The organism is Bacillus sp. DTU_2020_1000418_1_SI_GHA_SEK_038, from assembly GCF_032341175.1.
Taxonomy (GTDB): domain Bacteria; phylum Bacillota; class Bacilli; order Bacillales; family Cytobacillaceae; genus Cytobacillus.
The window spans coordinates 1365696-1391429 of record NZ_CP135435.1 but is presented as its reverse complement, the minus strand read 5'-3'; the positions used below and the strand labels follow the sequence as shown (position 1 = coordinate 1391429).

Below are 25734 nucleotides of genomic sequence, written 5' to 3'. Positions count from 1 at the left end.
TCTACTTTTATTTATCTTTATTCAGCGCCTAATTATTTCCGCAATTTGATTAGTCAGTTGTTCTTCTAAAGGCTCGCATAATAAGGCTTAGAAGGAATACGAGCAGCACAGAACCGATTAAGGCTGGAATAATCGGGAAGCCAGCGATATCTGGACCCCAATCACCGAAGATTGCAGACCCTAGCCATGCACCTACAAATCCTGCAATTATATTACCAAAAACACCGCCTGGAATATCTTTGCCGACAATCATCCCAGCAATCCAGCCAATGATTCCTCCTATAATTAATGCCCATAAAAAGCTAAACATAATATCACTCCTTGCTGTTTTGATTGTAGTTTTTCTCCGTTTTTTTCTTTCATTCAAAAAATTATTTTCCACTTTTCGGAAAGCAACTGAAAAGAAATGGTACAAGCTTGAAGCTTATATGTAACGTACCCAAAAATCATCAAAATTACACTTTTTTTACTAGAAAACCAAAAGCGATTGCTCTAAGGCAATCGCTCAATCTATATAAACGGCCTACGCCGGATATTAATACCCGTTTACCCGCACAGCATTTGTCCAAAACTTTTGCTTTTTGCAAAATGATTATAATCCATCCGAAATTTCACATACTAAGGAAACTATAAGAAATATTGAATGATTTTTTTACATTAAAAGAAAAGAATTTATCGACTTTTTTCGACTTAAACCTATCTAATTCACTCATTTTCATATAAAATTATTTTCGTTTGGATGAATTTATTTCTATGGGGGTTATAAACATGGTTTTCAAAAAGAAGGACAAATTCAATACGTTGTTAAGCAATATTGCACTGAACGTAAAAGAGGGTGCAATTTACTTCGCAGATTATAAACTGAACAATGTAAGTGATTTGAAAGTTTTTTCAGAAACGATGAAGGATTATGAGTCAAAAGGGGATACATATGTTCATGAAGTGATCAGGGAATTAAATAATGCCTTTATTACGCCAATTGAGCGGGAGGATATCCTTCACCTAGCTATGAGTTTGGATGATGTAATCGATGGAATTGAACATTGTGCAGCCCTATTCGAAATGTATTCCATTACTCAGGCTGATGATTACATGCTTAAGTTCGTAGATGCAATTAAAAACTCTGCTTTTGAAATTGAAAAGTCAATAGAACTTCTTTCAACGAAAAAATTACTGCAAATTAGAGAACATCTAATCATAATTAAAGATCATGAATCAAAATGTGACGGCGTTCTTCGCCAGTCGATCAAACATCTTTTCTCCGTAGAGAAGGATCCAATCAGAATCATTCAGTATAAAGAGATATACGAAAATATGGAAGATATAGCCGATAGCTGCCAAGCGGTTGCTAACACACTTGAAACCATCATTATGAAAAATGCATAAGGAGCCGTAACATATGGATGGATTATTTATATTAACAGTTTTAATTGTCATCGGAGCCTTAACTTTTGACTTCATAAACGGTTTTCATGATACTGCTAACGCAATTGCTACATCTGTTTCAACAAAAGCCCTTAAACCACGGCATGCGATCATTTTAGCAGCAGTAATGAACTTTGTTGGTGCGATGACTTTTACAGGTGTTGCCAAAACAATTACAAAGGATATCGTTGACCCATTTACATTACAAAATGGATCATTAGTTATTCTGGCTGCACTGATTGCAGGGATTTTCTGGAATTTATTAACATGGTATTATGGTATTCCAAGCAGCTCCTCACATGCCTTAATTGGCTCTATTGCCGGTGCGGCTATTGCTGCTTCAGGGTTTGCTGCTCTTAATTACCAAGGTTTTCTGAAAATTTTGCAGGCGCTTATTTTCTCGCCAATAATCGCATTTGTAGTCGGATTTATTGTTTACAGCATTTTTAAAGTCGTATTTAGAAATAACAATTTAACAAAGACCAATCGGAATTTTCGCTTGTTTCAAATTTTTACTGCTGCATTGCAATCCTATACACACGGGACGAATGATGCACAGAAAGCGATGGGAATAATTACAATGGCACTTATCGCCAATAACTATGTGACGACTACAGACATTCCATTCTGGGTTCAGTTCTCCTGTGCGCTTGCAATGGGGCTTGGGACATCTGTCGGCGGCTGGAAAATCATTAAAACAGTCGGCGGAAAAATCATGAAAATTCGCCCAGTGAATGGCGTGGCAGCCGATTTAACAGGTGCGATGATTATTTTCGGGGCTACATTTATTCATTTGCCAGTAAGTACAACACATGTTATTTCGTCTTCTATTTTAGGAGTCGGTTCAGCTCACCGCCTAAAAGGGGTTAAATGGGGAACAGCACAAAGAATGCTTATCACTTGGGTAATTACTTTGCCTATTTCTGCAACCATCGCAGGTCTTGTTTACCTTCTTTTAAATGCTATTTTTTAATGGATGAAAGATAGGATTTCGAGTTTTGCTGGTTCTAAGGGGATGGTTCAACTTGCTATTCTCTTAAAACCATTCATTTTTCAAAAAATTAGCAGGCATTAATAGCCTGCTGCATTTTAAAAGCTGCCGGGGATGGAATCGATTTTCCAGCCCTTATCGGTTTGGCGAAAAACGATATGAACAGTTTCAGTAACTAAACTATCACCGAGCGGAACTTTTAGATTGTATTCTTTTTCAGAGCCTGCATCCTTTGTGAGAAAAATGGTTGCTCTTTCGTAATCTGCACGTGACCCTCCGTCTGCATTTGGCTGAGCAAGCTTTCCATTATGAAGTACTATGCCTGCTCGTTCCATATATTGATGAATAGCTTCTGCCGAGTATGTGCTTGATAAATATTCGTTCACTTTCTCCTTTGAATCAAGATCACTGCCCATGTAACGGTAATCCATCTCATTCAATAGAAAGCTTTCTATCAGACCCTCTTCAATTTTTCCTCCGCTTGTTACATACCAGTATTTCTTTACTGCCGTTTGAACCATTTCCAGCAACATTTGTTCTTCCTGACTTTTTAGTTTCTTGTAGTCCGCCCCCGGTCTAATACTGCTAACTATTTGACCTACCACCGGATCATGAAAAAATTCATTATTCTTTCGAACGCCATACGTAAGAGTTTTTGTTTCAAAGAGCGGAGATAAACCATATTCCTCCAAACTGCTAATCCAATCTTTTTGATGGACTTCCACGGTAAATAATATTTCCGTTTGCCCATTGTCTAAGACCTTATTTACATTAATCATATATTCACTATTATTTCCTTCTTCATCTTTAATGAAAAGACTTGAAGCCAAAGCTTTCGGGATATCCATTGTGATATCCGCATCCCGTAAATAATAAAGTAGCGTCTCACTGTTAAGGTGTGCTAATTTTTCTTTAATCTCCATTTTCAGATTTTTAAATTCATCTCTTGAAGGAAAAGTTATTTTCAAATTCATCCCATTTTCAATAGCTTGAAGTGCTAGCTCAGGGTGACCTTCTCTTAGCCTTGCATCAGCCAGATAATACCAATAATAAGGAGCATTAGGAACATTATTAGCCCTTGTATCATAATAATCGGCTACTTTCGCGAAATAGGCAGGATAGAAGCTTAAATCAGATTGAAATGAATTATTTTCCCACTTAACAAGGTCTGTTTTATATACATCAGCCATCTCTCGATTCCAAACAGCTAATCTTGCCTGTGAGTCCTTTTTATCCTCCGGAATCAGAACCTCTAATTCGTGGTAGTTTAACTGTGCTAATTTCACTAATCCGCCGTGTTGGCCGGGGTCCCATGTGAAAATGTCGAGGATATTTCCTGCCGATACACCGATTTTCCATCCTAATAAAAGTTCTGGCCTTCCGTCACCTGTTATGTCTGCACTGCTAGCCCAGCTAACTTCATATCCAGTCCCTTTAACATCCCTTTCCTTTTTCCATTCGCCTTTCTCTTTCCTTAAAATTAACGCCCCTGATTGGTCTTGTTTTCCAATGGACTGGTAAAGATAAACCACCTCATTTTCTCCGTCTCCATTTAAATCCGCTTGTATGGCAGATTCAATTCCCACTGGCTGACTAGCCGTTGTAAAAACCATTCCGGCAGGTAAGAATTCTTTAGATTTTAATAACAATGTCTTCTCTATTTCACTAGCCGCTTCTGCATATTGAGGTGCTTGTAATAATGTTACTGGCTCCGGAAGAAAGTTGCATCCTCCAAGAAAAAATGAGCTAGCTAAAAGCAAAGCAGAATACCGTAAACGATATTTCCCCATAAATTAACCCCCTATATTTCCTCCTACAAAAAGAATACAATAATAAAGGAATGGAATTCGTTTCAAATAGGTTAACTAATCATTGCATATACATTAAGAAGCTTAAAAAGCTAGCCTATTGATGAGGCAAGGATATAGTGGCTGTTGTCCCTTCGCCAACCTTACTATTTAGCTCCAGATTTCCGCCATGGGCTTGAATAATTTCATAACAAATAGCAAGCCCCAACCCTGTACCGGCCCCGCGATACTTACCTTTATAAAATTTCTTCGTTATGGCAGGCAGGTCATCAGGTGGTATTCCTTTCCCTGTGTCAGCTATTTCAATGATTGTTATTCCTTCTTTCCGTTCAACACGAACGGTAATTCTTCCATTTTGAGGTGTAAATTTAAGAGCATTATCCAAGATGTTAATCAATACTTGCTTCATCCTGTTTCGATCAAGTTTAACGATTAAGGCTTCAGGCATTCTGATTACCTCTAAATTTACCTTCTGCCTCTCTGCCCGTGGGTGCAGCTGCCCTGCAACTTCCCTTATTAATTTTGATAAATCGATATTAGCTAAAAGAAATTCTACTTTACCAGTTGATAAACTAGATAAATCAAGCAAATCCCCTAGCATTAAATTTAGCCGGTCACTTTCACTTGAAATGATTTCTAGCCCTTCTTTAAACATCTGATCTTCAGAAAGCGAATGTAAAGTAACAGCCCATCCTTTTACAGAGGTTAATGGTGTTCTTAATTCATGTGAAACGGATGCGATAAATTCATTCTTCAGCTTTTCGTGCTTTTCAACCTCTCTAGCCATAAAGTTTAATGTGTCAGCCAGCTTGCCGATTTCATCATCTTTTTTCTTCGGAATTCTTGTAGCAAAGAAACCAGCAGCCATTTGTTCTGCAGCCAATGTGATCGTGCTAATTGGTTTTGTAATGGAGGCTGCCAGGAAATAGCTAATACATGTTACGAGCAAAATAACAATGATTCCGATTCCAGCTAACATCATAGAATTTTGAATAAAAACAGAATATAGATTGTCTATAGATGAAATGAACCTGACCGCTCCAATTGGCTCATTTCCCACTAAAATTGGCTGTGTTACTGCTAACAGCTGTTCACCCCCGTTATCGCCCACCCAATAGCCAGTTGTTCCATTTAGACCCGATTTAACATCTTCAAGTGCTGCCAGATTTAATTTTCCCTGGTCATGAGTATTTGCCAGAACGGTGCCATCAGAATCAATGATTTGCACCTGCGCACCGATGTTAAAGTGATATTGACTAAGAAGCTGCTCCGCCTGATTAGACAAGTTTCCAGACTCAAAATATTGCTCATAAAAGGTCGAAAACATGGATCCTTGATCTCTGAGAGCCTGTTTGACTCCACCCATGTAATAAGTGTAAAGGGCAGATAGAATAATAGTCTCATAGAGAACAACTGTAAAGATGATTAATATTAGATAACTCCATACTAGCCGCTTCTTAATCCCTTTCTTCATCCCAGCTTCTCGCCTTCCTCAAAGCAATACCCAAATCCCCAAATCGTTTTCAAATATAATGGATTTGAAGGATCATCTTCAATTTTTTCTCTAAGCCTTCTAATATGCACATCAACTGTTTTAGGGTCTCCAAAATAATTTAATCCCCATACCTCATCAAGGAATTCATCTCTTGTAATGGGTTCATTTAACTTTTCAAAGAAATATTTCATTATTTGAAATTCACGGGGAGTTAACTTTAGCAGCTGTCCAGATTTATAGACTCTTTGTGTTTTAATATCAATTACGTAGGGGCCTGCCTCTAACTTTGAAGCCTTGGCCGTCTGAGGTATCATTTCTGTTCTTCTTAACACAGTCCTTATTCTTGCTACGAGCTCAAGCGGATTAAAAGGCTTCACAATATAATCATCTGCCCCAAGCTCAAGACCCATAATTTTATCCATATCCTGCCCTCGTGCTGAGAGGATAATGATTGGCAGCTGGGGGGTCTTTTCCCTTATCGCAGTGCATATCTCAAATCCATCCATGTCAGGAAGCATGAGATCAAGAATAACTAACGATGGCTTATACTCTTCAACTAACTTTAAGGCAAGATTTCCTTCACCAGCCTCCATTACCTCAAAATTAGATCTTTGTAGATTAAAAGCAATTAATTTACGTATAGATAGCTCATCTTCAACAATTAATATTTTTCCGTTTGTCGTCATCCTTTTTTCACCCTATATAAATAATTTTCAATCGCCCATCTAAATTAGTCGTTAGAAAAGGCAAATTGTCACATCTTACCATTATATTTTCTTCCAAATAAAAATTCCCTAAAAACCTTTCCATTTCCTCTTTTATTTGAAAATTCTTCCTGTAGAATAGAGATATAATTCTTATATAGGGGGACAGCTTTATGCCTGATTGGTCATATCACCCTTTGTTTAAGCCATGGCTTTCCCGGCTATCCGGTTCGGCCGGAAGAGAATTCATTCACAGGGGAATGGGTGTGATTGCTAGTTTACCAGGCGGAAAATACCTGATCGAATTTCTTGGACATATGCAGCCATCTCCTACAATAGGCAAAAGGTTATTTAACTGCACATTTTCAAGCCCAATTGGTTTAAGTGGAAAAATAGACCCGTTATTGACTGGAACAAGAGCATTTTCTCATCTTGGCTTTGGTTTCATTGAGGTAGGTCCTGTCAGTGTGAATCCTAATGAGTCTAAAGAGACAGCTAGATTTGATGTGCAAACAGGGACCATTCTTTTTCCAAAGCCTCTTGAATCAATAGGGATCAACCAAACAGTGCAAAGGTTAAAGAATCTAAAGCCTGCCATTCCTTTATTTATTAGATTAAATACCAATACGCTTAAAAGTATGGATGAAATAGAAAAACTTTCAAAGCCATTAGAGTCCTTTGCTGATGCATATGTGATTGATAATCTTACATTGCTAAACTCCAATCAGTTTATAGAGATGATTGCAAATGAAAGCAAGAAACCGATTATTCTTGCCATTCCACACAATAATATAGGTACCTCTATTATTCACATTCAATCACTCATAAGCTCTAATCTAATTCATGGATTATTAATTGAGGAAGCGAATGATGCCCCACTTCATGAGAGACAGACAATGAAGATAGCAGATGCTTTAAAGCTTCTACAGGAAAAGGAAATTGTGGGGATTCCTATTATTATTTCAGGGGGAGTATATGAGCCTGAAGACGCTATTCTGCTTCATGATTTTGGAGCAGATCTAATCATGCTAACAGATGGCTATGTCTCATCTGGCCCAGGCCTTCCTAAAAGAATTAACGAAGCACTTGCTGATTCTATAGGAATAGATGAAGAAATAGATATCATACAAGGCTGGAAATGGTATTGGCTATTTGGGTTAATTATTTTCTGCGGGGGACTTCTTGCTCTCATCTTTAGCATGACCCGTGTCATTCTCCCATATGATGAAGCATTTATCCAAATGACTAAAGAGGAATTACTTGCCTTAAATCCAAACATCCTTAAATTTATGGCTCATGATCGGATGACCCTTGCTGGAACAATGATTTCTGGGTCAATTCTTTATATGCAGCTCGCAAAAAACGGAGTGCGTTTAGGAGTTCATTGGGCGAGGAAGGCCATTAATATTGCTGCCATTTCAGGATTTTTAGGAATACTTTTATTTATCGGATATGGATACTTTGATTGGCTGCATGGTTTATTTTGGCTCATCCTGCTTCCATTTTTCATATGGGGAGTTTATCAAACAAAAGGAGCCGTTCATTCTCCCGTTTCAAAAAACCGCAGAAATACTTTGAATTGGAAAAAATCACTTTGGGGGCAGCTTTGCTTCGTCATCTTGGGATTTTCATTTGTCATTGGCGGAGTCGTCATCTCAACTATTGGGATAACAAGTATTTTTGTCCCGACAGATATTGGGTTTATCTGTATCCCTCCTGAGATTCTTAATGAAATAAATAACCGGCTAATTCCAGTCATTGCCCATGATCGGGCCGGATTTGGGAGTGCCTTATTTAGTGTCGGGCTGCTTGTACTCATGATGGGCCTTTGGGGCTATCATGAAGGGGCTAAATGGGTATGGTACTCCTTTTTATTTGGGGGCCTGCCAGCCTTTTCAGCCGGTATCTTAACTCATTTATTTATTGGCTATACGACCTTTATTCACCTTCTTCCAGCATACTTTGCCTTACTTCTTTATATTGCTGGGCTTATTTTATCAAAGGGGTTTTTATTTGATAGTGAAAATCTGCAAAATGAAAAAAAACGGCAAATGCCTTCATAGGCACCTGCCGATTTTTTTTATGCTTCTGCTTCAATTTTCTTATCCATATTGTTATATACACTTGAATCAATTTCACCAGTCATTCGGCTCGTTAGAAGTCCTGATGTCATAGAGCCACTTACATTAAGTGCGGTACGCCCCATATCGATTAGCGGCTCGATTGATATCAAGAGACCGGCTAAGGCAACTGGTAAATTCAAAGCGGATAAAACTAAGATAGCTGCAAAGGTTGCACCGCCGCCAACTCCAGCAACACCGAAAGAGCTAATTGCCACAACAGCAATAACCGTAGCGATGAATGATGGTGACAATGGATTAATTCCTACTGTTGGTGCAATCATAATTGCGAGCATGGCCGGATAAATACCAGCGCAACCATTTTGGCCGATAGAAAGCCCAAAGGATCCAGAGAAGTTGGCAATTCCATCAGGGACTCCAAGAGACTTCTGTGTTTGAATATTTAATGGCAAGGCACCGGCACTTGAACGTGAAGTAAAGGCAAAGGTTAGTACCGGGAACGCCTTTTTCACATACGTAATCGGATTAAGTCCAGCAAATGTCAGCAACAATAAATGAATTAGGAACATAACGAGCAATGCGACATAGGACGCGAGCACAAACTTGCCGAGCTTTAATATCGCATCGAAATCACTTAATGCTACGGTCTTTGTCATAATGGCAAGGACGCCATATGGAGTTAAGCGTAAAATTATCGTCACAACACGCATGATTACTGCGTAAAATGCATCTACAATTTTCGAGAATAATTCAGCTTGTTCAGGCGCCTTTCTTCTAACACCTAAAAAGGCAAACCCAAGAAATGCTGCAAAGATAACAACTGAAATCGTTGATGTTGGACGTGCACCTGTTAAATCCAAGAATGGGTTAGCTGGAAGTAATTCCAAAATCTGCTGTGGGAATGTCTTACCCTGCATTTCAAGATTTCTTTGCTCTATCATTTCACCCCGGGCTACTTCAGCATCACCTTGAGTAATTTGAACAGACTCCAAATTAAAGCCTAAAGTTGTAGCAATACCTACACCGGCTGATACAGCTGTTGTTGCAATTAGCAAGCCAATAATAAGAGTACTAATCTTACCAATATTATTGCTTAATTTCAGCTTCGTAAAGGCAGTTAATATCGAAATAAACACAAGTGGCATAACAATCATTTGCAGAAACTTTACATAACCTCCGCCAACAATGTTAATCCATGCTGTTGATTCAGCAACTACCTCTGAAGTGGGGCCATAAATAAGCTGTAAGGCAAAACCAAACACAATCCCTAATCCTAATGCAGTAAAAACACGTTTTGAAAATGATATATGTTTTTTCTGCATATAGAACAGGCCAATAATAATTAATAACATAATGGCAATATTTACGATAACAAGCCCTGTTGTCATTTTATTTCCTCCTAAAATAATAAACTTAAACATTGATAAAAATATATATCATGTAATCCTATGAGTCAAGTAGGAATTCGATAATCTTTTTATAATTATATTCTTGCCGATTTTTAAATGCATAATACTTTTTTTATTTCGGGGTTTATTTTACAATTAAAAGGATATATTCTTTTTATAATATTAAAAATTTATTATTGAATGGGATGGTGTAATGATGGCAGATAGCAAAAAGGATAAAAACGAAAAAAAGGATGTTAATATTGGTTCGAAAGTATCCCTAAACGGTCTTGTTACTGCTGTTTTTGACAACATGGTACATGTTCAGATCGGTGCTAAAATTGTTACTGTCCATATGAAAGACTTATATTCTGGTCTTAATCAAACGTTATTGAAAAATTAATATAGTCCCTACTGTCAATAAGCAGGAGGAGCAGCAATTTATTTGCTGCTCCTCCTGCTTATTTTTGTCTAATTAATGATTAGTAAGTGCTTTTGTTTTCTCTGTGCATTTCTCCATTGCCGAGAGGACAGCGGCACGAAATCCCTTTTTCTCAAGCTCGGCTACTGCCTCAATGGTTGCTCCTCCAGGGGTACAAACCTCATCCTTAAGCTCCCCCGGATGTTTTCCCGTTTCAAGAATCATTTTCGCAGCTCCTAATACAGCTTGGGCTGCTAATTTATAGGACTGCTCTCTTGATAATCCGTTTTTGACTCCTCCATCTGCTAATGCCTCAATAAACATATACACATAGGCAGGTGACGATGCGCTAATAGCTGGAATTGAATCCATTAAGCTCTCATGGACGACTTCAGCCCGTCCGAAGCACGAATAAATGCTAAGAACTTCTTCCAATTCCTCTTTCGTCACAAATTTGTTTGCACAAAGGACACTCATCCCCTCTCCAATTAAAGAAGGTGTATTCGGCATGGACCGTATCGCTTTTACCTTCCGGGGAAATGATTTCTCAAGGAATTGCAGGCTGATACCTGCAGCAATTGTAATAATGAGCGAATCAGGCTTAATGGAATCTTTAATTTCCTCAATAATAGACTGGTGTAGATTTGGCTTAATTGCGAGGAAAAGTACATCAGCATGCTTGGCAACTTTTTTATTATCTGTTGTTACCTGGATAGAGAACCTTTCCATCACTTTCCTGACTGTCTCCTTTGAAGCCGCACTTGCCATCATATTCGCAGCTGGAACTTTATCCGCATGAAGGATTCCGCCTATCATCGCCTGCGCCATTTTTCCAGCACCTATGAACCCAATCTTTCTATTCAAATTAACACATCCCGACTATTTACATAATAATAATGACTACTCTTCATCAAAGGGGTCAAGGACATCCGCGTTAAGGATTTCTATAAAATGCTTAAGAATTCTTGCTGTTAAACCCCAGATGACTCTGTCTTCATAATAATAAAAACACTCTTCCATTTTTCTCGTTTGCCAATCATAATTTTTTCCGCCGACAATTTGGTTAAATGGGAAATCTTTTTCAGGCTCGACTCGAAAGCGGATTTGAAAGGTTTCGGGTTCTGTTTTCTTTAAGTAGGATAGCGGTACAGTGAAGGTCTCCTCCACTTCACTTCGGTTAAGCTTCATCATTTCCGGATTTCCAATGTGTCCAACGTAAGGATAGATAATCGTTCCAAACGGAGAAATCATATAGTCTAACGGAAAAACATGATGAATATGATCCTCTTTTATCCCTAACTCTTCTGAAGTCTCCCTTATTGCCGTATGCTTTTCATCGCGATCTGTCCTATCGACCCTTCCTCCCGGAAAGCATACTTCACCCGGCTGTCTTCTTAATTGCAGAGAACGAACCTCGAATAAAAGATGAATATCATCTTCCATTTGAATAAGAGGAATTAATATGGCATATTTAGAAAATTTCTCACTTCCTAGAATAGAAGGTGTACGATTTTTAAGCTTATTTATTATTTTCTGAAGATCCATATTCTACACCTCCATAATTTGTTGAACACCTATTATTTTTCTCTTTTTGTTAAATAATCTAATATTCCCATTGATCCAACAGTCAAATCAAGCTGAATAATTTCAGAAATATCTCCATTTAAAACTATTTTATTATTGGATAAAAATTGATGTACCTCATCCAATAACAGAAGAAAAATGGCTTTCTGCTTCGCATCAAATGATGCAGTCGGGTTTTCTGCCCATACTTTTTCCCCAGCAGCCATAAATATAGGAAGCCAATATTCAATTTGCTTGTAAACCTCATCAGGATTAGCTGTCATTCCGTAATGGCCAAAGTAAATTCTCTCGACATGAAGGGATGAAATTTTTTTCATGGAATGAAGCATGGTTTCAGGATCAAATTGATTCGGTGAGGTGGACGGAAGAAATAACTCAACCCCCTGATCGAAAACTTGAGGATAATAAACTCCGATTGTATCGCCAGTAAATATCCCATTACTTAATGAATCATGTATAGAAAAATGATGGTTAGCATGACCTGGTGTATCCATAAATGTCAGCATACGTTCTTTTCCGATTTTTATCTTTTCCCCGTCCTCTTTGATTACCAAACGATCCTCTGGCACTGGCAAAATGGGATCAAAGAGCTCATTAAATTTATCACCATAAACGGCCTTCGCTCCTTGAATCAGTCTAGAGGGATCAGCAAGATGACGTTTGCCGCGAGGATGAACAATTACTTTAGCATTCGGGCAATGATTAAGCAATAAACCAACACCGCCGGCATGATCAAGATGTATATGTGTGACAATTATATTTTTTACTTCTGTTAACTCTATACCTAATTCTTCTAAACCTTTCAGCACATATGGAATAGAGGGACTCGCGCTCGTTTCAATAATCGTTACATCGTCATCATGAAGAACATAGGAACCTGTTCTTCTTTCTTTTCCGATATCGAATGCATCGATAAGAGATACATTATATCCTAAATTTGTTGTACTCATTTCACCAAACCCCTTTCGAAAGTATATTTACTATTTTATAACGAATTCTTCAAAATTTAGCAAAAATCCTCTTTCCGTTTTTTCAGGGTTAATAAAAAGCCCTCTCAAAGAGAGAAGGGCTTCGAAATATTGCTTAATAGTTAGCTTTTAATGCAGAGAAATCGACAGGACCTTCCTCCGCTAAATGGCAGGCCACTTGATGATTCTCCCCAGGAATGGCATGCAGGGCTGGTTCCATTGTTGCACAGCGATCAAAAGCATATGGGCAGCGTGTGTGAAAACGGCATCCGGCTGGTGGATCTATCGGTGATGGTACATCTCCTTTGAGAATGACCCGTTCTTTTTTCTGTAATACATTCGTACTAGGAATTGCAGATAATAATGCCTTTGTATAAGGATGCTGCGGATTATTAAATAAGGATTTTTTATCTGCGATTTCCACAATCTTGCCTAAGTACATAACAATGATTCGATCTGAAATATGGCGTACTACACCAAGATCATGGGAGATAAATAAATAGGTTAGCTTGAAATCCCTTTGCAATTCCTTTAGTAGGTTTAATACCTGTGCTTGAATAGACACGTCAAGTGCTGAAACGGCTTCATCACAAATTATCAGCTTTGGATTTACAGAAAGCGCACGGGCAATGCCAATTCGCTGACGCTGTCCTCCACTGAATTCATGTGGGTAGCGGTCAATCTGGTGAGCTCCAATTCCTACTGTTTCAAGTAACTCAGTAATTTTTTGTCTTCTTTCTCTAGGCGGTACAACATTTTGGATCTCCAGTGCTTCTTCTAAAATCTGACTTACTGTTTGACGTGGATTTAATGAAGCATACGGATCTTGGAATATGATTTGCAAATCTTTTCGTTTTTTTCTCATTTGTGATTTGCTTAATGCAAGTAAATTCTCGCCTTGGAAATACACTTCACCAGAATAAGGATTATCCAATCGAAGGATCGCTCTGCCAGTTGTCGATTTGCCGCAGCCGGACTCTCCAACTATGCTGACCGTTTCTCCTTCATATATATTAAAGCTAATGTCATCAACTGCTTTAACGTGGTTAACAGTTCTACCTAGAATACCGCCTTTAATTGGGAAATACTGCTTAAGCTCCTTCACTTCTAATAATGCTTGCTTACTCATGGCTAGCTGCAACCCCCTCTTGTTTCTCCCATTTATCTGTATAAATCCAGCAGCGAACCTTATCACCATCTGGAGTATCTCTTAGCTCCGGCAGCTCGGAATGACAAACTTCTCTTGCATGCGGGCACCGAGGAGCAAATCGGCAGCCAAGCGGTAATTTAAATGGACTTGGGACTTGACCATGAATAACAGAAAGATCTCCCTCTACATCTTCATCATGTTTAGGAACTGAGTTTAATAAACCGATCGTATATGGATGCTTAGGGTCTGTGAATATGGATTCTACATCTGCATATTCTACAACCTTTCCACAATACATAACCGCTACCTTATCACACATTTCTGCTACTACTCCAAGATCATGAGTAATAATCATAAGTGATGTGCCAAGTTCGTCCTGGAGCTTTTTTATCAGTTCAAGAATTTGAGCCTGGATCGTAACATCCAGTGCAGTAGTCGGCTCATCAGCAATTAATAATTCTGGATTACATGCCAATGCAATCGCTATCATAACCCGTTGGCGCATACCCCCTGAAAGCTCAAACGGATATTGCTTAGCACGTTTTTCGGGTGAAGGGATACCTACCAAACTCAGCATATCAATTGCTTTTATCCATGCGTCCCTGCGGTTTAGCTTCTGATGAATGCGAATGGATTCCGCAATCTGTTCCCCACATGTTAATGTCGGATTCAAAGATGTCATTGGCTCTTGGAAAATCATCGAAATATTATTACCACGGATATCCATCATCTGCTTTTTCGATTTTTCTAATAGATTTTCGCCCTTGAAATAGACTTCCCCGCCAACAATTTTCCCAATTGGCTCTTGGAGAAGACGAAGAATCGAAAGGGAAGTAATACTTTTACCTGAGCCGGACTCACCAACAATTCCAAGCGTTTTCCCTCTTTCTATTGAAAAATCAACACCATCTACTGCTTTTACTTCTCCTTCATCTGTAAAGAAGGACGTTCGCAATCCTTTTACCTCAAGAATTTTTTCAGTTTTTTGTATTGTCATTTGTCTCACCAGCCTTAGTTCAAATCAATCCGTTTGTTAATGAAACGGTATGTAACATCCACAAGTGTATTAACAATTACGAAGAGAACAGCACAAACTAGAATCGTCCCTTGTACCATCGGGAAATCATGTGCACGAATAGAATCGATGATCAAGCGTCCTAAACCATTAATGGCAAAAACCGTTTCTGTTATAACTGCTCCCCCTAGTAAACCTCCAAATTGCAGGCCGACAACCGTAACAACAGGAACTAAAGCATTACGCAGAGCATGTTTGTAAATAACTAACCGATCGCTAACACCTTTTGCATAGGCTGTGCGAATATAATCCTGATCAATAACTTCAAGCATACTTGAACGAGTCATTCGGGCAATAATCGCTGCACCAACAGTTCCTAACGTAATAACCGGCAAAATCATATGTTCAAAAGAACCCCAACCGACAACAGGAAGCCAACCTAGATTGACAGCAAAGAAATAAATTAACATAATTCCGAGTAAAAAATTCGGCATTGAGAAGCCGAAAAGTGCTACAAGCATGAGAGAAATATCAGCGAGTGATCCTTTCCTTGTAGCGGAAACGATTCCCGCAATTAGCCCCCCTAAAACAGCCAGTACCGTACCAAAAACGGCAAGCTGAACAGTAATCCAAAACCGTGAATCGAATATTTCATTGGATACAGCACGATTCGTCCGGATAGATGTTCCTAGATCACCTTGAACAGCATTGGAAACATAACGGAAATATTGTTCATATAAAGGATCGTTCAAACCTAAATTCTCTCGCATCTGTTCGACCTGCTCAGGATTAGCGTTCTCTCCAGCCATGATTTGAGCAGGATCTCCTGGAATTAAGTGCATCATTAAAAATACTGCTAGAGTAACCCCGATCATGACAGGGATTGTCTGGATTAATCTTCGAAGAATATATATAAACATGTTCGCTCACCTTCTCTCACATTATTTCTTGGATTTTGGATCAAGTGCATCACGTAATCCATCACCAAATAAGTTAAAGCCTACTACAACTAGTAAAATAGCTAATCCCGGAATTAAAGTAACATGTGGAGCCTGTGCTAAATAAGAACGGCCCTGTGAAAGCATAAAGCCCCACTCGGGAGTTGGCGGCTTTGTCCCCATTCCAAGGAAAGACAGTGAACTAGCAGTAATGATCGCTGACGCAATATAAAGTGTAGCTTGTACAATAATTGGAGAAAGAATATTGGGAAGAATGTGTTTAAAGATAATTCTAAAATCACTCGAACCCATCGCCCTTATAGCATCGATGTACTCTAGCTTTTTTACACTTAAAGTAGATCCTCGAACAATCCGCGCAAATGTTGGAACTGCAAAGAATGCAACGGCAATAATCACATTTGTCGTACTTGCGCCAAGCACACTTATGATGGCTAGAGCTAACAAAATACCAGGGAAAGCTAGTAAAATATCGCATATTCTCATAATGAATGAATCGATCCATCTGCCGTAATATCCAGATACAACTCCTAATAGAATTCCGGCAAACGCACCGAGGGCAGTTGATAAAATTCCAATAGTTAATGAAATTCTTGCCCCAAATAAAATACGGCTTAATATATCACGTCCCTTGTCGTCCGTGCCTAGCCAATGCTCAGATGAAGGCGCTTGCAATTTTTTGCTCAATGCCATTTCCGCCGGATCATACGGTGCAAGCAGAGGTGCAAAAATAGCCATAAATGTAATGGCAATGACAATAAAGGCACCGCACATGGCCGCCTTGTTTTTCGCAAGTTTCTTATAAAAGGCTTTTGCTCGAGCAGCCTTTGGATTGTACTCTTTAACAGGAATGGCCGGAGCAGTTGGTTGAAGCTGTGGCTGTTGATTCATATCCTAATGTTCATCCTTTCATTAGTAGATTAAAGATTAAAAAAATTCAAAACACACAACGAATATAATATATAAATTTTAATGATATGACAATGCTTTTTAATTAGCAGAATATGTATATCCTATAATCAAAATGCTATTTTACCACCACTTTCTCCTATTATGTGGAAAAACATAGAATTACAGAGATATGATTACATTTTTATGACAATATTAACATATAAATTAAATTTTACCAAAATAAATCTTGTAAATTACTAATTTTTCTACTATTATAAAAATTGTACGACTAAATAAGGGGGTCATTTTGTTGACGAAAAAGAACAATCTTTTGCTCATGTTAGCGCTTGCATTTATTCTAGTGCTGTCTGCATGCAGCGGAAAAAGCAACACTACCACTGAGGAAACTCCTGCAAAGGAAGGCGAAACACCTAAGACAGAAGAGCCAGCAACTGGTGGCAAAGACTTCATCTATGTTACAGGATCAGATGCACCAACTTTAGATCCTCATGGAGTGAATGATACCGCATCTAATACTGCAACAACCCAACTTTATGAGCGCTTGACTGATTATGCACCAGATGGATCTGTTGTTCCTTTACTTGCTACTGAATATAATGCTGTAGATGATACAACTTGGGAATTCAAACTTCGTGAGGGAGTTAAATTCCATGACGGTTCAGATTTCACAGCTGAAGCTGTTAAATTGAGTTTTGAGAGAATTATCGATCCAGAATTTGCTTCACCAAAAGCAGTTATTCTTAACATGATTTCAGAAATTAAGGTTATTGACGATTATACAGTTCAAATCATTACAGAGAAGCCTTTTGCTCCGCTGCCAGCTCACTTAGCACATAACGCTGGTTCAATCATCGCTCCTTCTGCTCTTCAAGAAGAAAAGGATGGCGGTAAGAAAGTGGATGAAAATCCAATCGGTACAGGTCCTTTCAAATTCGAATCATGGAACCGTGGTGCTGAAATTAAATTTGTTAAAAACGATGACTATTGGGGAGAAAAACCTTCCATTGAAACTGTTTCTATCAAAGTTGTACCAGAGCAAGCTACACGCGTAGCAATGATTGAGACAGGCGAAGCTCATCTTATGCTAGTTGGTGCTTCTGATGTTGCTCGTGTTGAGGCAATGGACGGCATTTCAATCGACCGTGTTCGTGGTACACGTATGGACTACGTAAGTTTCAACTTGAATAAAGCTCCATATGACAACGTTAAAGTTCGTCAAGCGATTGCAATGGCTATTAACAAAGATGATGTTGTAAACGGAATCCTAGATGGTCAAGGAGTTCCAGCTGTTGGTCCATTAGCTCCTACAGTTGTTGGTAACTCCCAAGAGTTACAGCCGCTTCCATATGATGTAGAGGCTGCTAAGAAATTACTTGCAGAAGCAGGATTTGCAGATGGTTTCAAAACAACAATCTATGTAAACGAAGGAAGTAAAGAGCGTGCTGATATCGCTGAACTTGTTCAAGCTCAATTAGCTGAAATTAATATCGAAGTAGAAATCCAAGTTATTGAGTGGGGGACATTCCTTGAGAAAACAGCTGCTGGCGAGCATGAATTATTCGTTCTAGGCTGGACTACAGTAACAGGTGATGCTGACTACGGCTTATACGCATTATTCCATTCTGCTAATCATGGATCAGTTGGTAACCGTTCATTCTACACAAATCCTAAAGTGGATGAGTTACTAGATAAAGGACGTACAAGCACAAATCAAGATGATCGTAACCAAGCATACAAAGAAGTTTCTGAAATTCTTGTAGAAGAAGCACCAATGGTATACCTGCATCATCCTGACTTTGTTCACGCTACAAACGGAGTTGAATCTGGTTTATTCGTAAACTTCAGTGGAACTCCATTCTTTAAAGATATTAAATTAAAGTAATATCATAATAGCACAACCCCATTTCTATTTTGAAATGGGGTTGTACTATTATGATAGAGTAAGAGAGGCGAATCGATCCTCTCTCCATTAGACGTACATTTTATCTTCTTCCTTCTTGAAAAAGCTCTTCATTGCGTGAAATACATCCACTTTTTGTTTTAGAATATAGTACCGGAAATCATCATGTTTGATGTTTTTATAGGCGGACATGAGGGTTGAGTGGCGGTTATACTGATTAACTTCTCCATAGCCAAACATATTGGATACCTTCATCAATTCCTCAACAAGCTTTACACAGCGGGCATTGTCTGAGGTTAAGTTGTCACCATCGGAAAAGTGAAATGGGTAAATATTAAACCTGCGGGGATTATATTTTGCCTCAATAAGCTCAAGTGCTTTTCGATAGGCAGAGGAGCAGATCGTACCGCCGCTTTCACCTTTTGAAAAGAAATCTTCCTCCGATACAACTTTAGCTTCCGTATGGTGGGCAATAAATTCAATTTCTACAGTCTCATATTTTGTCCTTAAAAATCTTGTCATCCAGAAGAAGAAGCTTCTAGCCATATACTTTTCCCATATTCCCATTGAGCCGCTCGTATCCATCATTGCTAATACGACTGCCTTGGAGTCAGGTTTTATAACCTCATTCCAAGTCTTGAATTTTAAATCCTCTTGATAAATAGGGTGAAAGCTAGGCTTCCCGGTCATGGCATTTCGTTTAAATGCTGTCATCATCGTTCGTTTCTTATCGATATTTCCCATCAAACCGGTTTTTCTAATATCATTAAATTCAATGTTTTCAACAAGAATCTCCTCTTGTTCTTTCCTTTTTAAATTGGGTAGCTCTAATTGCTTAAAAAGCGCTTCTTCAATTTCCATTAACGAAACTTCTGCTTCAAAATAATCTTCACCAGGCTGATCGCCTGCTCCCTGCCCTTTCCCAGGTCCTTTTTGATTGCTTGATCCATCACGGGCCACCACATCACCAACGCGGCTATCTCCATCTCCTTGGCCAACATGTTTGTTTTTATCATAATTATAGCGAATTTTATATTCGTCTAATGAACGAATCGGGATTTTGACAACTTCCCGACCATTCGACATGACTATACTCTCTTCTGTTATTAGATCAGGTAAATTATTTCGGATGGCATCCTGAACTTTTTCCTGATGGCGCTGCTGGTCATCATGGCCTTTGCGATGGAGGGACCAATCTTCTTGAGAAATCACAAACTGATGGTTATTCATTTCGGTCACATTAAGCCCTCCTTTTATCAATTTCGCCTGGGCGAAATTGCACCCAGATTTTTATCGAGCTTACTCGATAATTTCCTCTAAAAAATCTGAGGCATCCGCCGGAGGCTTAACTTCAATCAACTGGAGCTTGAACCCCCGCTGAATTTGATACAATTTTGCATTCGACATTCAATTTAGGAGTGGAATACTTCTGATGAATGAAGTTAAATTTTCGCGCACAATTCTAACTAAACAACATACAATATCGAGAGTGTCAACAGAATGGTGTCTAGCATAAGAAAAGCGGAAGCGCCTTCGGAACAATTAAAGGACAATTGTTCCTGCGATGAATATTCACAGAAGCTTTCCTTTGTGCTCACCCCCGACAAGCATAAGACAGGCTAACGGGAAAGTTGTTTTTTGACTTTCTTGGCGGACTGACTTATGACCTCGAGGGGGTAGGCGCTGGAGCTAGACATTGAACTTGGTTATTGATTATCTAACCAACCTTACATATCACAAATCCAATTGACAATAGGCTTCTTAGCCTTCTTTCTACTATTGGACAACTTATGGCTAAGAATGTTTATTACTTTATCCTATGCAAGAACTCGAAATAATTTACAAATAATTTCGATAATAGGGTGGTTTCCCTTTCCATAAGGACAAGCTTTCTTTTATACTAATTAAATACATATAGTGATTTAGGCAGAAATAAACTTAAGTAACCATTAATAGATCGAGGTGACATAATGAGCGAGTTCCTATGCTGTGACCGATGCGGCGAGCTTTCCATGTATGATTCTACAATCTATATTGATAACAAACCCGTTTGCCCTGCCTGCAGCGATTTAGTCGTTTATTTAACAGATTCACGATTGGTTGAAAAGAAATAAGCGAATGGAATAATGGTAGAAAAAGGACTGACAGATTCGCTGTCAGTCCTTTTCTTGCCTAAACTTTATAGTTATGATAATACATCCTACCTATTTAAAAGACTGCCTACATACCTCAGTAATTCATTCGCAGAAGTCGAATTGTAGCCATGCTCATCTATTAAGCGCGCCACGACTTCATTTACCTTTTTAAGTTGCTGTTCATCCGGTGTTTTGGAAGAGGTTGTAATTTTCACAACATCTTTTAAATCAGCAAATAGTTTCTTTTGAATCGCTTCACGGAGCCTGTCATGAGAGTTATAATCAAATCTCTTTCCTTTACGGGCATAAGCTGAAATTCGAATAAGAATCTCTTCCCGGAACGCTTTTTTTGCATTTTCCGAAATGCCAATTTGCTCCTCAATAGAACGCATGAGCTTCTCGTCTGGATTAATTTCCTCGCCTGTCAAAGGATCGCGAAGCTTCGATTTATTGCAATAGGCCTCCACATTATCCAGGTAGTTATCCATAAGGGTTTTCGCAGATTCTTCATATGAATACACAAATGCCTTTTGTACTTCCTTTTTCGCGATTTCATCATATTCTTTACGTGCAAGTGATATGAAATTTAAATATCGCTCCCTAAGCTCTTGTGTTATCGATGGGTGCTGATCCAGTCCTTCTTTTAGCGATCTTAAAACATCCAGCGCATTGATGGAGGAGATCTCCTTACGAATAATCGTTGAAGAAATGCGATTGATCACATAACGCGGATCGATTCCGCTCATGCCTTCATCCTGGTATTCCTTTTTCAGCTCATCTACATCAGCCCGATTATAGCCTTCAACACTTTCCCCGTCATAAAGACGCATTTTCTTAACTAAATCGATATCGCCTTTCTTCGGTTCCTTTAAGCGTGTTAAGATCGTAAACATCGCGGCCACCCGTAATGTATGAGGGGCAATATGAACATCATACACATCACTTTCGCGAATCATTTTGTCATATATCTTCTCCTCTTCCGTTACCTTTAAATTATACGGAATCGGCATGACAATAATCCTTGAATGAAGGGCTTCATTTTTCTTATTGGAGATGAAGGAACGGTACTCTGTTTCGTTTGTATGTGCGACAATTAGCTCATCAGCTGAAATAAGCGCAAACCTTCCCGCTTTAAAATTTCCTTCCTGTGTTAAGGATAATAAATGCCAAAGAAACTTTTCATCACATTTCAGCATCTCCTGGAACTCCATCATTCCTCGGTTTGCTTTGTTCAGCTCTCCATCAAATCGGTATGCCCTCGGATCAGATTCAGAGCCGTATTCAGCAATGGTTGAGAAATCTATGCTTCCAGTTAAATCGGCAATATCCTGAGATTTCGGGTCGGATGGACTAAATGTGCCAATTCCCACTCTTCGGTCTTCAGAGAAAAGGATTCTTTCTACAAGCACATCCTCAATTCTTCCGTTATATTCCTGTTCCAGACGCATCATATTCAGCGGAGATAAATTTCCTTCTATTCTTATCCCATATTCCTCAAGGAAATCCTGTCTGAGATGATGTGGGATTAGATGTAAGGGGTCTTCATGCATTGGGCAGCCTTTTATCGCATAGACTGCTCCCCTATCTTGATGGGAATAGGCCTCCAAGCCTCTTTTAAGCATGGTGACCAATGTGGATTTCCCTCCACTAACAGGCCCCATTAATAAGAGAATTCTTTTTCGAACATCCAGCCTTTTGGCAGCCGGATGAAAATATTCTTCTACAAGTCTTTCAAGTGCTTCCTCTAAACCAAATAGTTGATTACTGAAAAAGCGATATCGTTTCTGCCCTTTCACGTCCTCAATACCCGAATCTTTGATCATATTATATACCCGGGAATGTGCCGACTGGGCAACCCATGGCTTCTCTTTAATAATTTCTAAATACTCTCCAAAAGTCCCTTCCCATTTAAGCTTTTCCTCTTCATGTCGATACATCTCAATTTTTTTTAGAATATCCATAAGGACCTCCCCTTGTCGCATTTTCAGAGACGATTAATATACTCTATGCGAGCCTGTAAATGAACATGCTAACTTAGGGAATAGATTCGGTTGTCCTTTTTTAAAATCAGGCATTTATAAAATGAAGAATATTAAGATGCAGATTGCGCTGTTTCTCCATTTATTTCTGAATAATCTATTAGGATTTCATGAAAACTTCATTAATACAAAAGTGTTAAAAATATTCCACAGATTTTATTTCACACTTTCATTTTATTGGGCTATAATAAGCATATATGTTGATTGAAATAACAAAAGAGGATAAGGGGGATTTCATACATATGGGTACGGTTATCATTCTCGGTGTTATGGTTGCTTTCCTTGCTGCTATTTTCACATCTGGTTACGAAGATAAGCCAGGAACAGGTAATAAATAAAAAAGGCTGCCAAGTGCAGCTTTTTTTATTTGAGGTTTAGTTCTAATTTTTCAACAAATTCCTTCATATACATTCTCGATTGCTTCTCCAGCATATTGGCCATTTGGCTTGTCCAAGTATCATTTCTTTTTCCATCTGTTCTTTTAAAATAATACTCAGAAATGATTCCATTATACATTTCCAGCCCGTTACGAATTTCTTCTTTATCTTGATGGTATTCATTTTCATGGTAAACCGATTGGAGTGGAAGTCTTGGTTTCTTATCCGTATTTTGCGCAGGGAATCCCACTGCTAGTCCGAATAAAGGAATCACCCGTTTTGGTGTCTTTAGCAGATTGCATACATCTTCGAGATTGTTGCGGATACCGCCAATATAACAAATCCCAAGCCCCATAGATTCCGCAGCAATGACTGCATTCTGAGCAGCTAATGCCGTATCAATTAAGGCAACCATAAACTTTTCAGTGCTTTCAATGGATGGATGAACATCCTTATTTTCCATTTCTCCTACTAGCTCATGTCGTGATAAATCAGCGCAAAAAACAAAGAAATGTCCGTTATTCGCAACATAATTTTGATCTCCTGCAATCTGGGCCAATTTATTTTTCTTCTCCTGATCTGTAATGCCAATAATTGAATAAGCTTGAATAAAGCTTGATGTTGAAGCAGACTGTGCACATCTTACAATAGTCTCAATCTGTTCTCTTGTTAATGGCTTGTCCTCGAACTTCCTGACAGACCGATGATTAAGAAGAAGCTCTATACTTTGATTCATTTACAACCATCCTTTCCATGCCTCAATTACATTGTAACCAACTTGGTTAATTTCACCAAAAAAAAAGACCTGAGCATAATCAGGTCTTTTCCCTACTCTAAATGTACATAATCTTGCTGTCGCAATGCTTCATATATAAGGATGGCTGCAGTGTTGGATAAATTCAAGGAACGGACATTAGTATTCATCGGTATTCGTAAAGCTCGGTCCTTATTATTCTCGATAACATCCTTAGGGAGTCCAGTTGTTTCTTTTCCAAAAATAAAATAATAATCCTTAACCTTGTTACTATAGTCAAATGAAGAGTGGGGCTTCGATCCAAACTTTGTTAGAAAAAAATATTCCCCGCCTGCCGTTTTTTTAAAAAAATCATCCAGTGAATCATAATAAATAATATTAACGTATTGCCAATAGTCCAACCCAGCCCGTTTCAACATCTTATCATCAGTAGAAAAGCCAAGAGGACGAATTAAATGCAATGTCGTATCCGTTGCAGCACAAGTACGCGCGATATTTCCTGTATTTGCTGGGATTTCTGGTTGATATAAAACTACATGCAATGCCACGTATTTCACCTCATTAGAAAAGCGCAAGCACCTCGCTCACCCCCGACAAGCATAAGACAGGCCGGCGAGAAGGTTGTACTTTAACCTTCTTGGTGGACCGGCTTTTGACCTCGAGGGGGTAGGTGCTGGAGCTAGACAGTTCTTAAAATATAAAAATACACATTATATTATATCACTGATTTACTCCCTCTACATACAATCATTGATCATCGACTATCGTAAAAAATTTATATTTAATATTCGGTGTGTATGCAGTTGAATCCTCATATGCCCAATATCGCATTCGGCTGTTTGTTGTATGGGCATTAACCAATGGCATTCCGTTTGCATCCTTAGCAGTTACAATCGTTGTATGATCAAATCTTCCGTCCCCTTGGAAATCGTAGCAAATGACGTCACCCAGCATTAATTCCTCAGGACTAGTAACCTCTTTTGCCCGAAGTCCTATAGATGCACGAGGCAAGTGTATCCTCATTGAATTTGCGACAGACCAGCTATAGCTCCAATTCTTATTCATCATCCACCAGCCTGCGCCCCTATTCGGATACCCTCGCATGGGGCCGCCGCCAGCATGCAAGCATTGCGATATATAATTCGTACAATTAACCTCGAATGTTTCATAGGCTGGATTATAGCTATTCCACCATCTTTCTGCATATTGGACAGCTCTTAATCGATTATACTCGTAAACAATTCTCTCTTCGGAATCTTCTTTTTCAATCTTTAGTTCCGTATCCTCTTTAGGTTCTGCATAACGATTAATTTCATGATCCTCAATTAATATTCCCTTATAAAATTCAGCTCTTCTTTCCTCAATTTGCTCTTCTAAGAAGAGCATATCCTTGTGCTTCACTAAATATTTAAAGTGGACATTATATTGAACGGAGCTCTTTTCTTCTTGACCATGATCAACGGATATGATGTTCCCAATTGACTTTGCTTTAATTATTTCACCTGAACGCTTAGCAAGCCCCTCTTTCTTAAGTTCTATTTTTGGGCAGAAATGAGTTGAGCTCCTATTTTTTTGAGAAACACATTGCTGCACCCTTTTTTCTAAAAGCTCTTGAAGCTGCTCTCTCACTG

At 38.7% G+C, this 25734-nt stretch carries 23 protein-coding genes; 6 read left to right on the top strand and 17 right to left on the bottom strand.

What is annotated here, in order from left to right; all coding sequences use genetic code 11:
- Positions 1-49: 49 nt before the first annotated feature.
- Positions 50-310: a GlsB/YeaQ/YmgE family stress response membrane protein gene (locus RRV45_RS06865; RefSeq protein ID WP_315668055.1), complete on the bottom strand. Its 261-nt coding sequence runs from the start codon at positions 308-310 to the stop codon at positions 50-52.
- A 458-nt stretch (positions 311-768) separates the two neighbouring features.
- Between RRV45_RS06865 and RRV45_RS06860 the strand changes: the two genes are divergently transcribed.
- Positions 769-1386 carry a DUF47 domain-containing protein gene (locus tag RRV45_RS06860; RefSeq protein WP_315668054.1) on the top strand — a complete coding sequence of 206 codons (618 nt, stop codon included), beginning with the start codon at positions 769-771 and terminating at the stop codon, positions 1384-1386.
- Between the two features lie 13 nt (positions 1387-1399).
- A complete protein-coding gene (locus tag RRV45_RS06855) occupies positions 1400-2398 on the top strand; it encodes an inorganic phosphate transporter (RefSeq protein WP_315668053.1) in 999 nt (332 codons plus the stop codon).
- A gap of 116 nt (positions 2399-2514) precedes the next feature.
- Here RRV45_RS06855 and RRV45_RS06850 read toward each other — a convergent pair whose 3' ends face one another.
- The 3 genes from RRV45_RS06850 to RRV45_RS06840 form a co-directional block, all read right to left on the bottom strand.
- The gene (locus RRV45_RS06850; protein WP_315668052.1) at positions 2515-4206 is read right to left on the bottom strand and encodes a DL-endopeptidase inhibitor IseA family protein; all 1692 of its coding nucleotides are present in this window, start codon (positions 4204-4206) and stop codon (positions 2515-2517) included.
- Between the two features lie 115 nt (positions 4207-4321).
- Positions 4322-5698: a sensor histidine kinase gene (locus tag RRV45_RS06845; protein ID WP_315668051.1), complete on the bottom strand. Its 1377-nt coding sequence runs from the start codon at positions 5696-5698 to the stop codon at positions 4322-4324.
- A complete protein-coding gene (locus RRV45_RS06840) occupies positions 5695-6405 on the bottom strand; it encodes a response regulator transcription factor (RefSeq protein WP_315668049.1) in 711 nt (236 codons plus the stop codon). The genes RRV45_RS06845 and RRV45_RS06840 overlap by 4 nt, the downstream gene beginning before the upstream one ends.
- 191 nt (positions 6406-6596) lie before the next feature.
- On the opposite strand from RRV45_RS06840, the gene RRV45_RS06835 reads away from it, so the two are divergent.
- Complete coding sequence (locus tag RRV45_RS06835) at positions 6597-8486, top strand: dihydroorotate dehydrogenase (protein WP_315668048.1); 1890 nt, start codon at positions 6597-6599, stop codon at positions 8484-8486.
- Positions 8487-8503: 17 nt separating this feature from the next.
- Here RRV45_RS06835 and RRV45_RS06830 read toward each other — a convergent pair whose 3' ends face one another.
- Entirely contained in the window at positions 8504-9892 is a 1389-nt protein-coding gene (locus tag RRV45_RS06830; RefSeq protein ID WP_315668046.1) for an L-cystine transporter, read from the bottom strand.
- Between the two features lie 214 nt (positions 9893-10106).
- Between RRV45_RS06830 and RRV45_RS06825 the strand changes: the two genes are divergently transcribed.
- Positions 10107-10295: a hypothetical protein gene (locus RRV45_RS06825; RefSeq protein ID WP_315668045.1), complete on the top strand. Its 189-nt coding sequence runs from the start codon at positions 10107-10109 to the stop codon at positions 10293-10295.
- A 72-nt stretch (positions 10296-10367) separates the two neighbouring features.
- Here RRV45_RS06825 and proC read toward each other — a convergent pair whose 3' ends face one another.
- The 7 genes from proC to nikC form a co-directional block, all read right to left on the bottom strand.
- Positions 10368-11177 (bottom strand): pyrroline-5-carboxylate reductase, encoded by an 810-nt coding sequence (gene proC / locus RRV45_RS06820; RefSeq protein WP_315668044.1) that lies wholly within the window; start codon positions 11175-11177, stop codon positions 10368-10370.
- Between the two features lie 36 nt (positions 11178-11213).
- Positions 11214-11858, bottom strand: a complete 645-nt coding sequence (locus RRV45_RS06815; protein WP_315668043.1) for an NUDIX hydrolase — start codon at positions 11856-11858, stop codon at positions 11214-11216.
- A 32-nt stretch (positions 11859-11890) separates the two neighbouring features.
- The gene (locus tag RRV45_RS06810) at positions 11891-12847 is read right to left on the bottom strand and encodes an MBL fold metallo-hydrolase (RefSeq protein ID WP_315668042.1); all 957 of its coding nucleotides are present in this window, start codon (positions 12845-12847) and stop codon (positions 11891-11893) included.
- Positions 12848-12980: 133 nt separating this feature from the next.
- The gene (locus RRV45_RS06805) at positions 12981-13994 is read right to left on the bottom strand and encodes an ABC transporter ATP-binding protein (RefSeq protein WP_315668041.1); all 1014 of its coding nucleotides are present in this window, start codon (positions 13992-13994) and stop codon (positions 12981-12983) included.
- Complete coding sequence (locus RRV45_RS06800; protein WP_315668040.1) at positions 13987-15012, bottom strand: ABC transporter ATP-binding protein; 1026 nt, start codon at positions 15010-15012, stop codon at positions 13987-13989. Before RRV45_RS06800 ends, RRV45_RS06805 begins: the two co-directional genes overlap by 8 nt.
- Before the next feature lie 14 nt (positions 15013-15026).
- Positions 15027-15950 carry an ABC transporter permease gene (locus tag RRV45_RS06795; protein WP_315668039.1) on the bottom strand — a complete coding sequence of 308 codons (924 nt, stop codon included), beginning with the start codon at positions 15948-15950 and terminating at the stop codon, positions 15027-15029.
- 21 nt (positions 15951-15971) lie between these two features.
- Positions 15972-16877: a nickel transporter permease gene (gene nikC / locus RRV45_RS06790; RefSeq protein ID WP_315668038.1), complete on the bottom strand. Its 906-nt coding sequence runs from the start codon at positions 16875-16877 to the stop codon at positions 15972-15974.
- Positions 16878-17187: 310 nt separating this feature from the next.
- Between nikC and RRV45_RS06785 the strand changes: the two genes are divergently transcribed.
- Positions 17188-18780 (top strand): glutathione ABC transporter substrate-binding protein, encoded by a 1593-nt coding sequence (locus tag RRV45_RS06785; protein ID WP_315668037.1) that lies wholly within the window; start codon positions 17188-17190, stop codon positions 18778-18780.
- An 87-nt stretch (positions 18781-18867) separates the two neighbouring features.
- Here RRV45_RS06785 and yhbH read toward each other — a convergent pair whose 3' ends face one another.
- Positions 18868-20028: a sporulation protein YhbH gene (gene yhbH / locus RRV45_RS06780; RefSeq protein ID WP_410489363.1), complete on the bottom strand. Its 1161-nt coding sequence runs from the start codon at positions 20026-20028 to the stop codon at positions 18868-18870.
- 740 nt (positions 20029-20768) lie between these two features.
- Here yhbH and RRV45_RS06775 point away from each other — a divergent pair.
- Positions 20769-20912, top strand: a complete 144-nt coding sequence (locus tag RRV45_RS06775) for a hypothetical protein (RefSeq protein WP_315668035.1) — start codon at positions 20769-20771, stop codon at positions 20910-20912.
- An 86-nt stretch (positions 20913-20998) separates the two neighbouring features.
- Here RRV45_RS06775 and RRV45_RS06770 read toward each other — a convergent pair whose 3' ends face one another.
- The 4 genes from RRV45_RS06770 to RRV45_RS06755 all read right to left on the bottom strand — a co-directional run bounded on the left by RRV45_RS06770 (position 20999) and on the right by RRV45_RS06755 (position 25732).
- A complete protein-coding gene (locus RRV45_RS06770; RefSeq protein ID WP_315668034.1) occupies positions 20999-22894 on the bottom strand; it encodes a PrkA family serine protein kinase in 1896 nt (631 codons plus the stop codon).
- Positions 22895-23335: 441 nt separating this feature from the next.
- On the bottom strand, positions 23336-24085 hold the full coding sequence (gene nfsA / locus RRV45_RS06765) for an oxygen-insensitive NADPH nitroreductase (RefSeq protein ID WP_315668033.1): 750 nt from the start codon (positions 24083-24085) through the stop codon (positions 23336-23338).
- A 92-nt stretch (positions 24086-24177) separates the two neighbouring features.
- Positions 24178-24651, bottom strand: coding sequence for a tRNA (uridine(34)/cytosine(34)/5-carboxymethylaminomethyluridine(34)-2'-O)-methyltransferase TrmL (trmL, locus tag RRV45_RS06760; protein WP_315668032.1), 474 nt, complete (start codon positions 24649-24651; stop codon positions 24178-24180).
- A gap of 199 nt (positions 24652-24850) precedes the next feature.
- A complete protein-coding gene (locus RRV45_RS06755; protein ID WP_315668031.1) occupies positions 24851-25732 on the bottom strand; it encodes an amidase domain-containing protein in 882 nt (293 codons plus the stop codon).
- Positions 25733-25734: the final 2 nt, after the last annotated feature.

Excerpts from the sequence above, each read along its gene's own strand:
- RRV45_RS06830 (WP_315668046.1), bottom strand. The coding sequence starts at position 9,892 with ATGACAACAGGGCTTGTTATCGTAAATATTGCCATTATGTTATTAATT.
- RRV45_RS06800 (WP_315668040.1), bottom strand. The coding sequence starts at position 15,012 with ATGACAATACAAAAAACTGAAAAAATTCTTGAGGTAAAAGGATTGCGA.
- RRV45_RS06855 (WP_315668053.1), top strand. The coding sequence starts at position 1,400 with ATGGATGGATTATTTATATTAACAGTTTTAATTGTCATCGGAGCCTTA.
- RRV45_RS06775 (WP_315668035.1), top strand. The coding sequence starts at position 20,769 with ATGAGCGAGTTCCTATGCTGTGACCGATGCGGCGAGCTTTCCATGTAT.
- RRV45_RS06835 (WP_315668048.1), top strand. The coding sequence starts at position 6,597 with ATGCCTGATTGGTCATATCACCCTTTGTTTAAGCCATGGCTTTCCCGG.
- nfsA (WP_315668033.1), bottom strand. The coding sequence starts at position 24,085 with ATGAATCAAAGTATAGAGCTTCTTCTTAATCATCGGTCTGTCAGGAAG.
- RRV45_RS06795 (WP_315668039.1), bottom strand. The coding sequence starts at position 15,950 with ATGTTTATATATATTCTTCGAAGATTAATCCAGACAATCCCTGTCATG.
- RRV45_RS06815 (WP_315668043.1), bottom strand. The coding sequence starts at position 11,858 with ATGGATCTTCAGAAAATAATAAATAAGCTTAAAAATCGTACACCTTCT.
- nikC (WP_315668038.1), bottom strand. The coding sequence starts at position 16,877 with ATGAATCAACAGCCACAGCTTCAACCAACTGCTCCGGCCATTCCTGTT.
- RRV45_RS06810 (WP_315668042.1), bottom strand. The coding sequence starts at position 12,847 with ATGAGTACAACAAATTTAGGATATAATGTATCTCTTATCGATGCATTC.
- RRV45_RS06850 (WP_315668052.1), bottom strand. The coding sequence starts at position 4,206 with ATGGGGAAATATCGTTTACGGTATTCTGCTTTGCTTTTAGCTAGCTCA.
- RRV45_RS06770 (WP_315668034.1), bottom strand. The coding sequence starts at position 22,894 with ATGGATATTCTAAAAAAAATTGAGATGTATCGACATGAAGAGGAAAAG.
- RRV45_RS06840 (WP_315668049.1), bottom strand. The coding sequence starts at position 6,405 with ATGACGACAAACGGAAAAATATTAATTGTTGAAGATGAGCTATCTATA.
- RRV45_RS06860 (WP_315668054.1), top strand. The coding sequence starts at position 769 with ATGGTTTTCAAAAAGAAGGACAAATTCAATACGTTGTTAAGCAATATT.
- RRV45_RS06805 (WP_315668041.1), bottom strand. The coding sequence starts at position 13,994 with ATGAGTAAGCAAGCATTATTAGAAGTGAAGGAGCTTAAGCAGTATTTC.
- yhbH (WP_410489363.1), bottom strand. The coding sequence starts at position 20,028 with ATGAATAACCATCAGTTTGTGATTTCTCAAGAAGATTGGTCCCTCCAT.
- RRV45_RS06845 (WP_315668051.1), bottom strand. The coding sequence starts at position 5,698 with ATGAAGAAAGGGATTAAGAAGCGGCTAGTATGGAGTTATCTAATATTA.
- RRV45_RS06825 (WP_315668045.1), top strand. The coding sequence starts at position 10,107 with ATGATGGCAGATAGCAAAAAGGATAAAAACGAAAAAAAGGATGTTAAT.
- RRV45_RS06865 (WP_315668055.1), bottom strand. The coding sequence starts at position 310 with ATGTTTAGCTTTTTATGGGCATTAATTATAGGAGGAATCATTGGCTGG.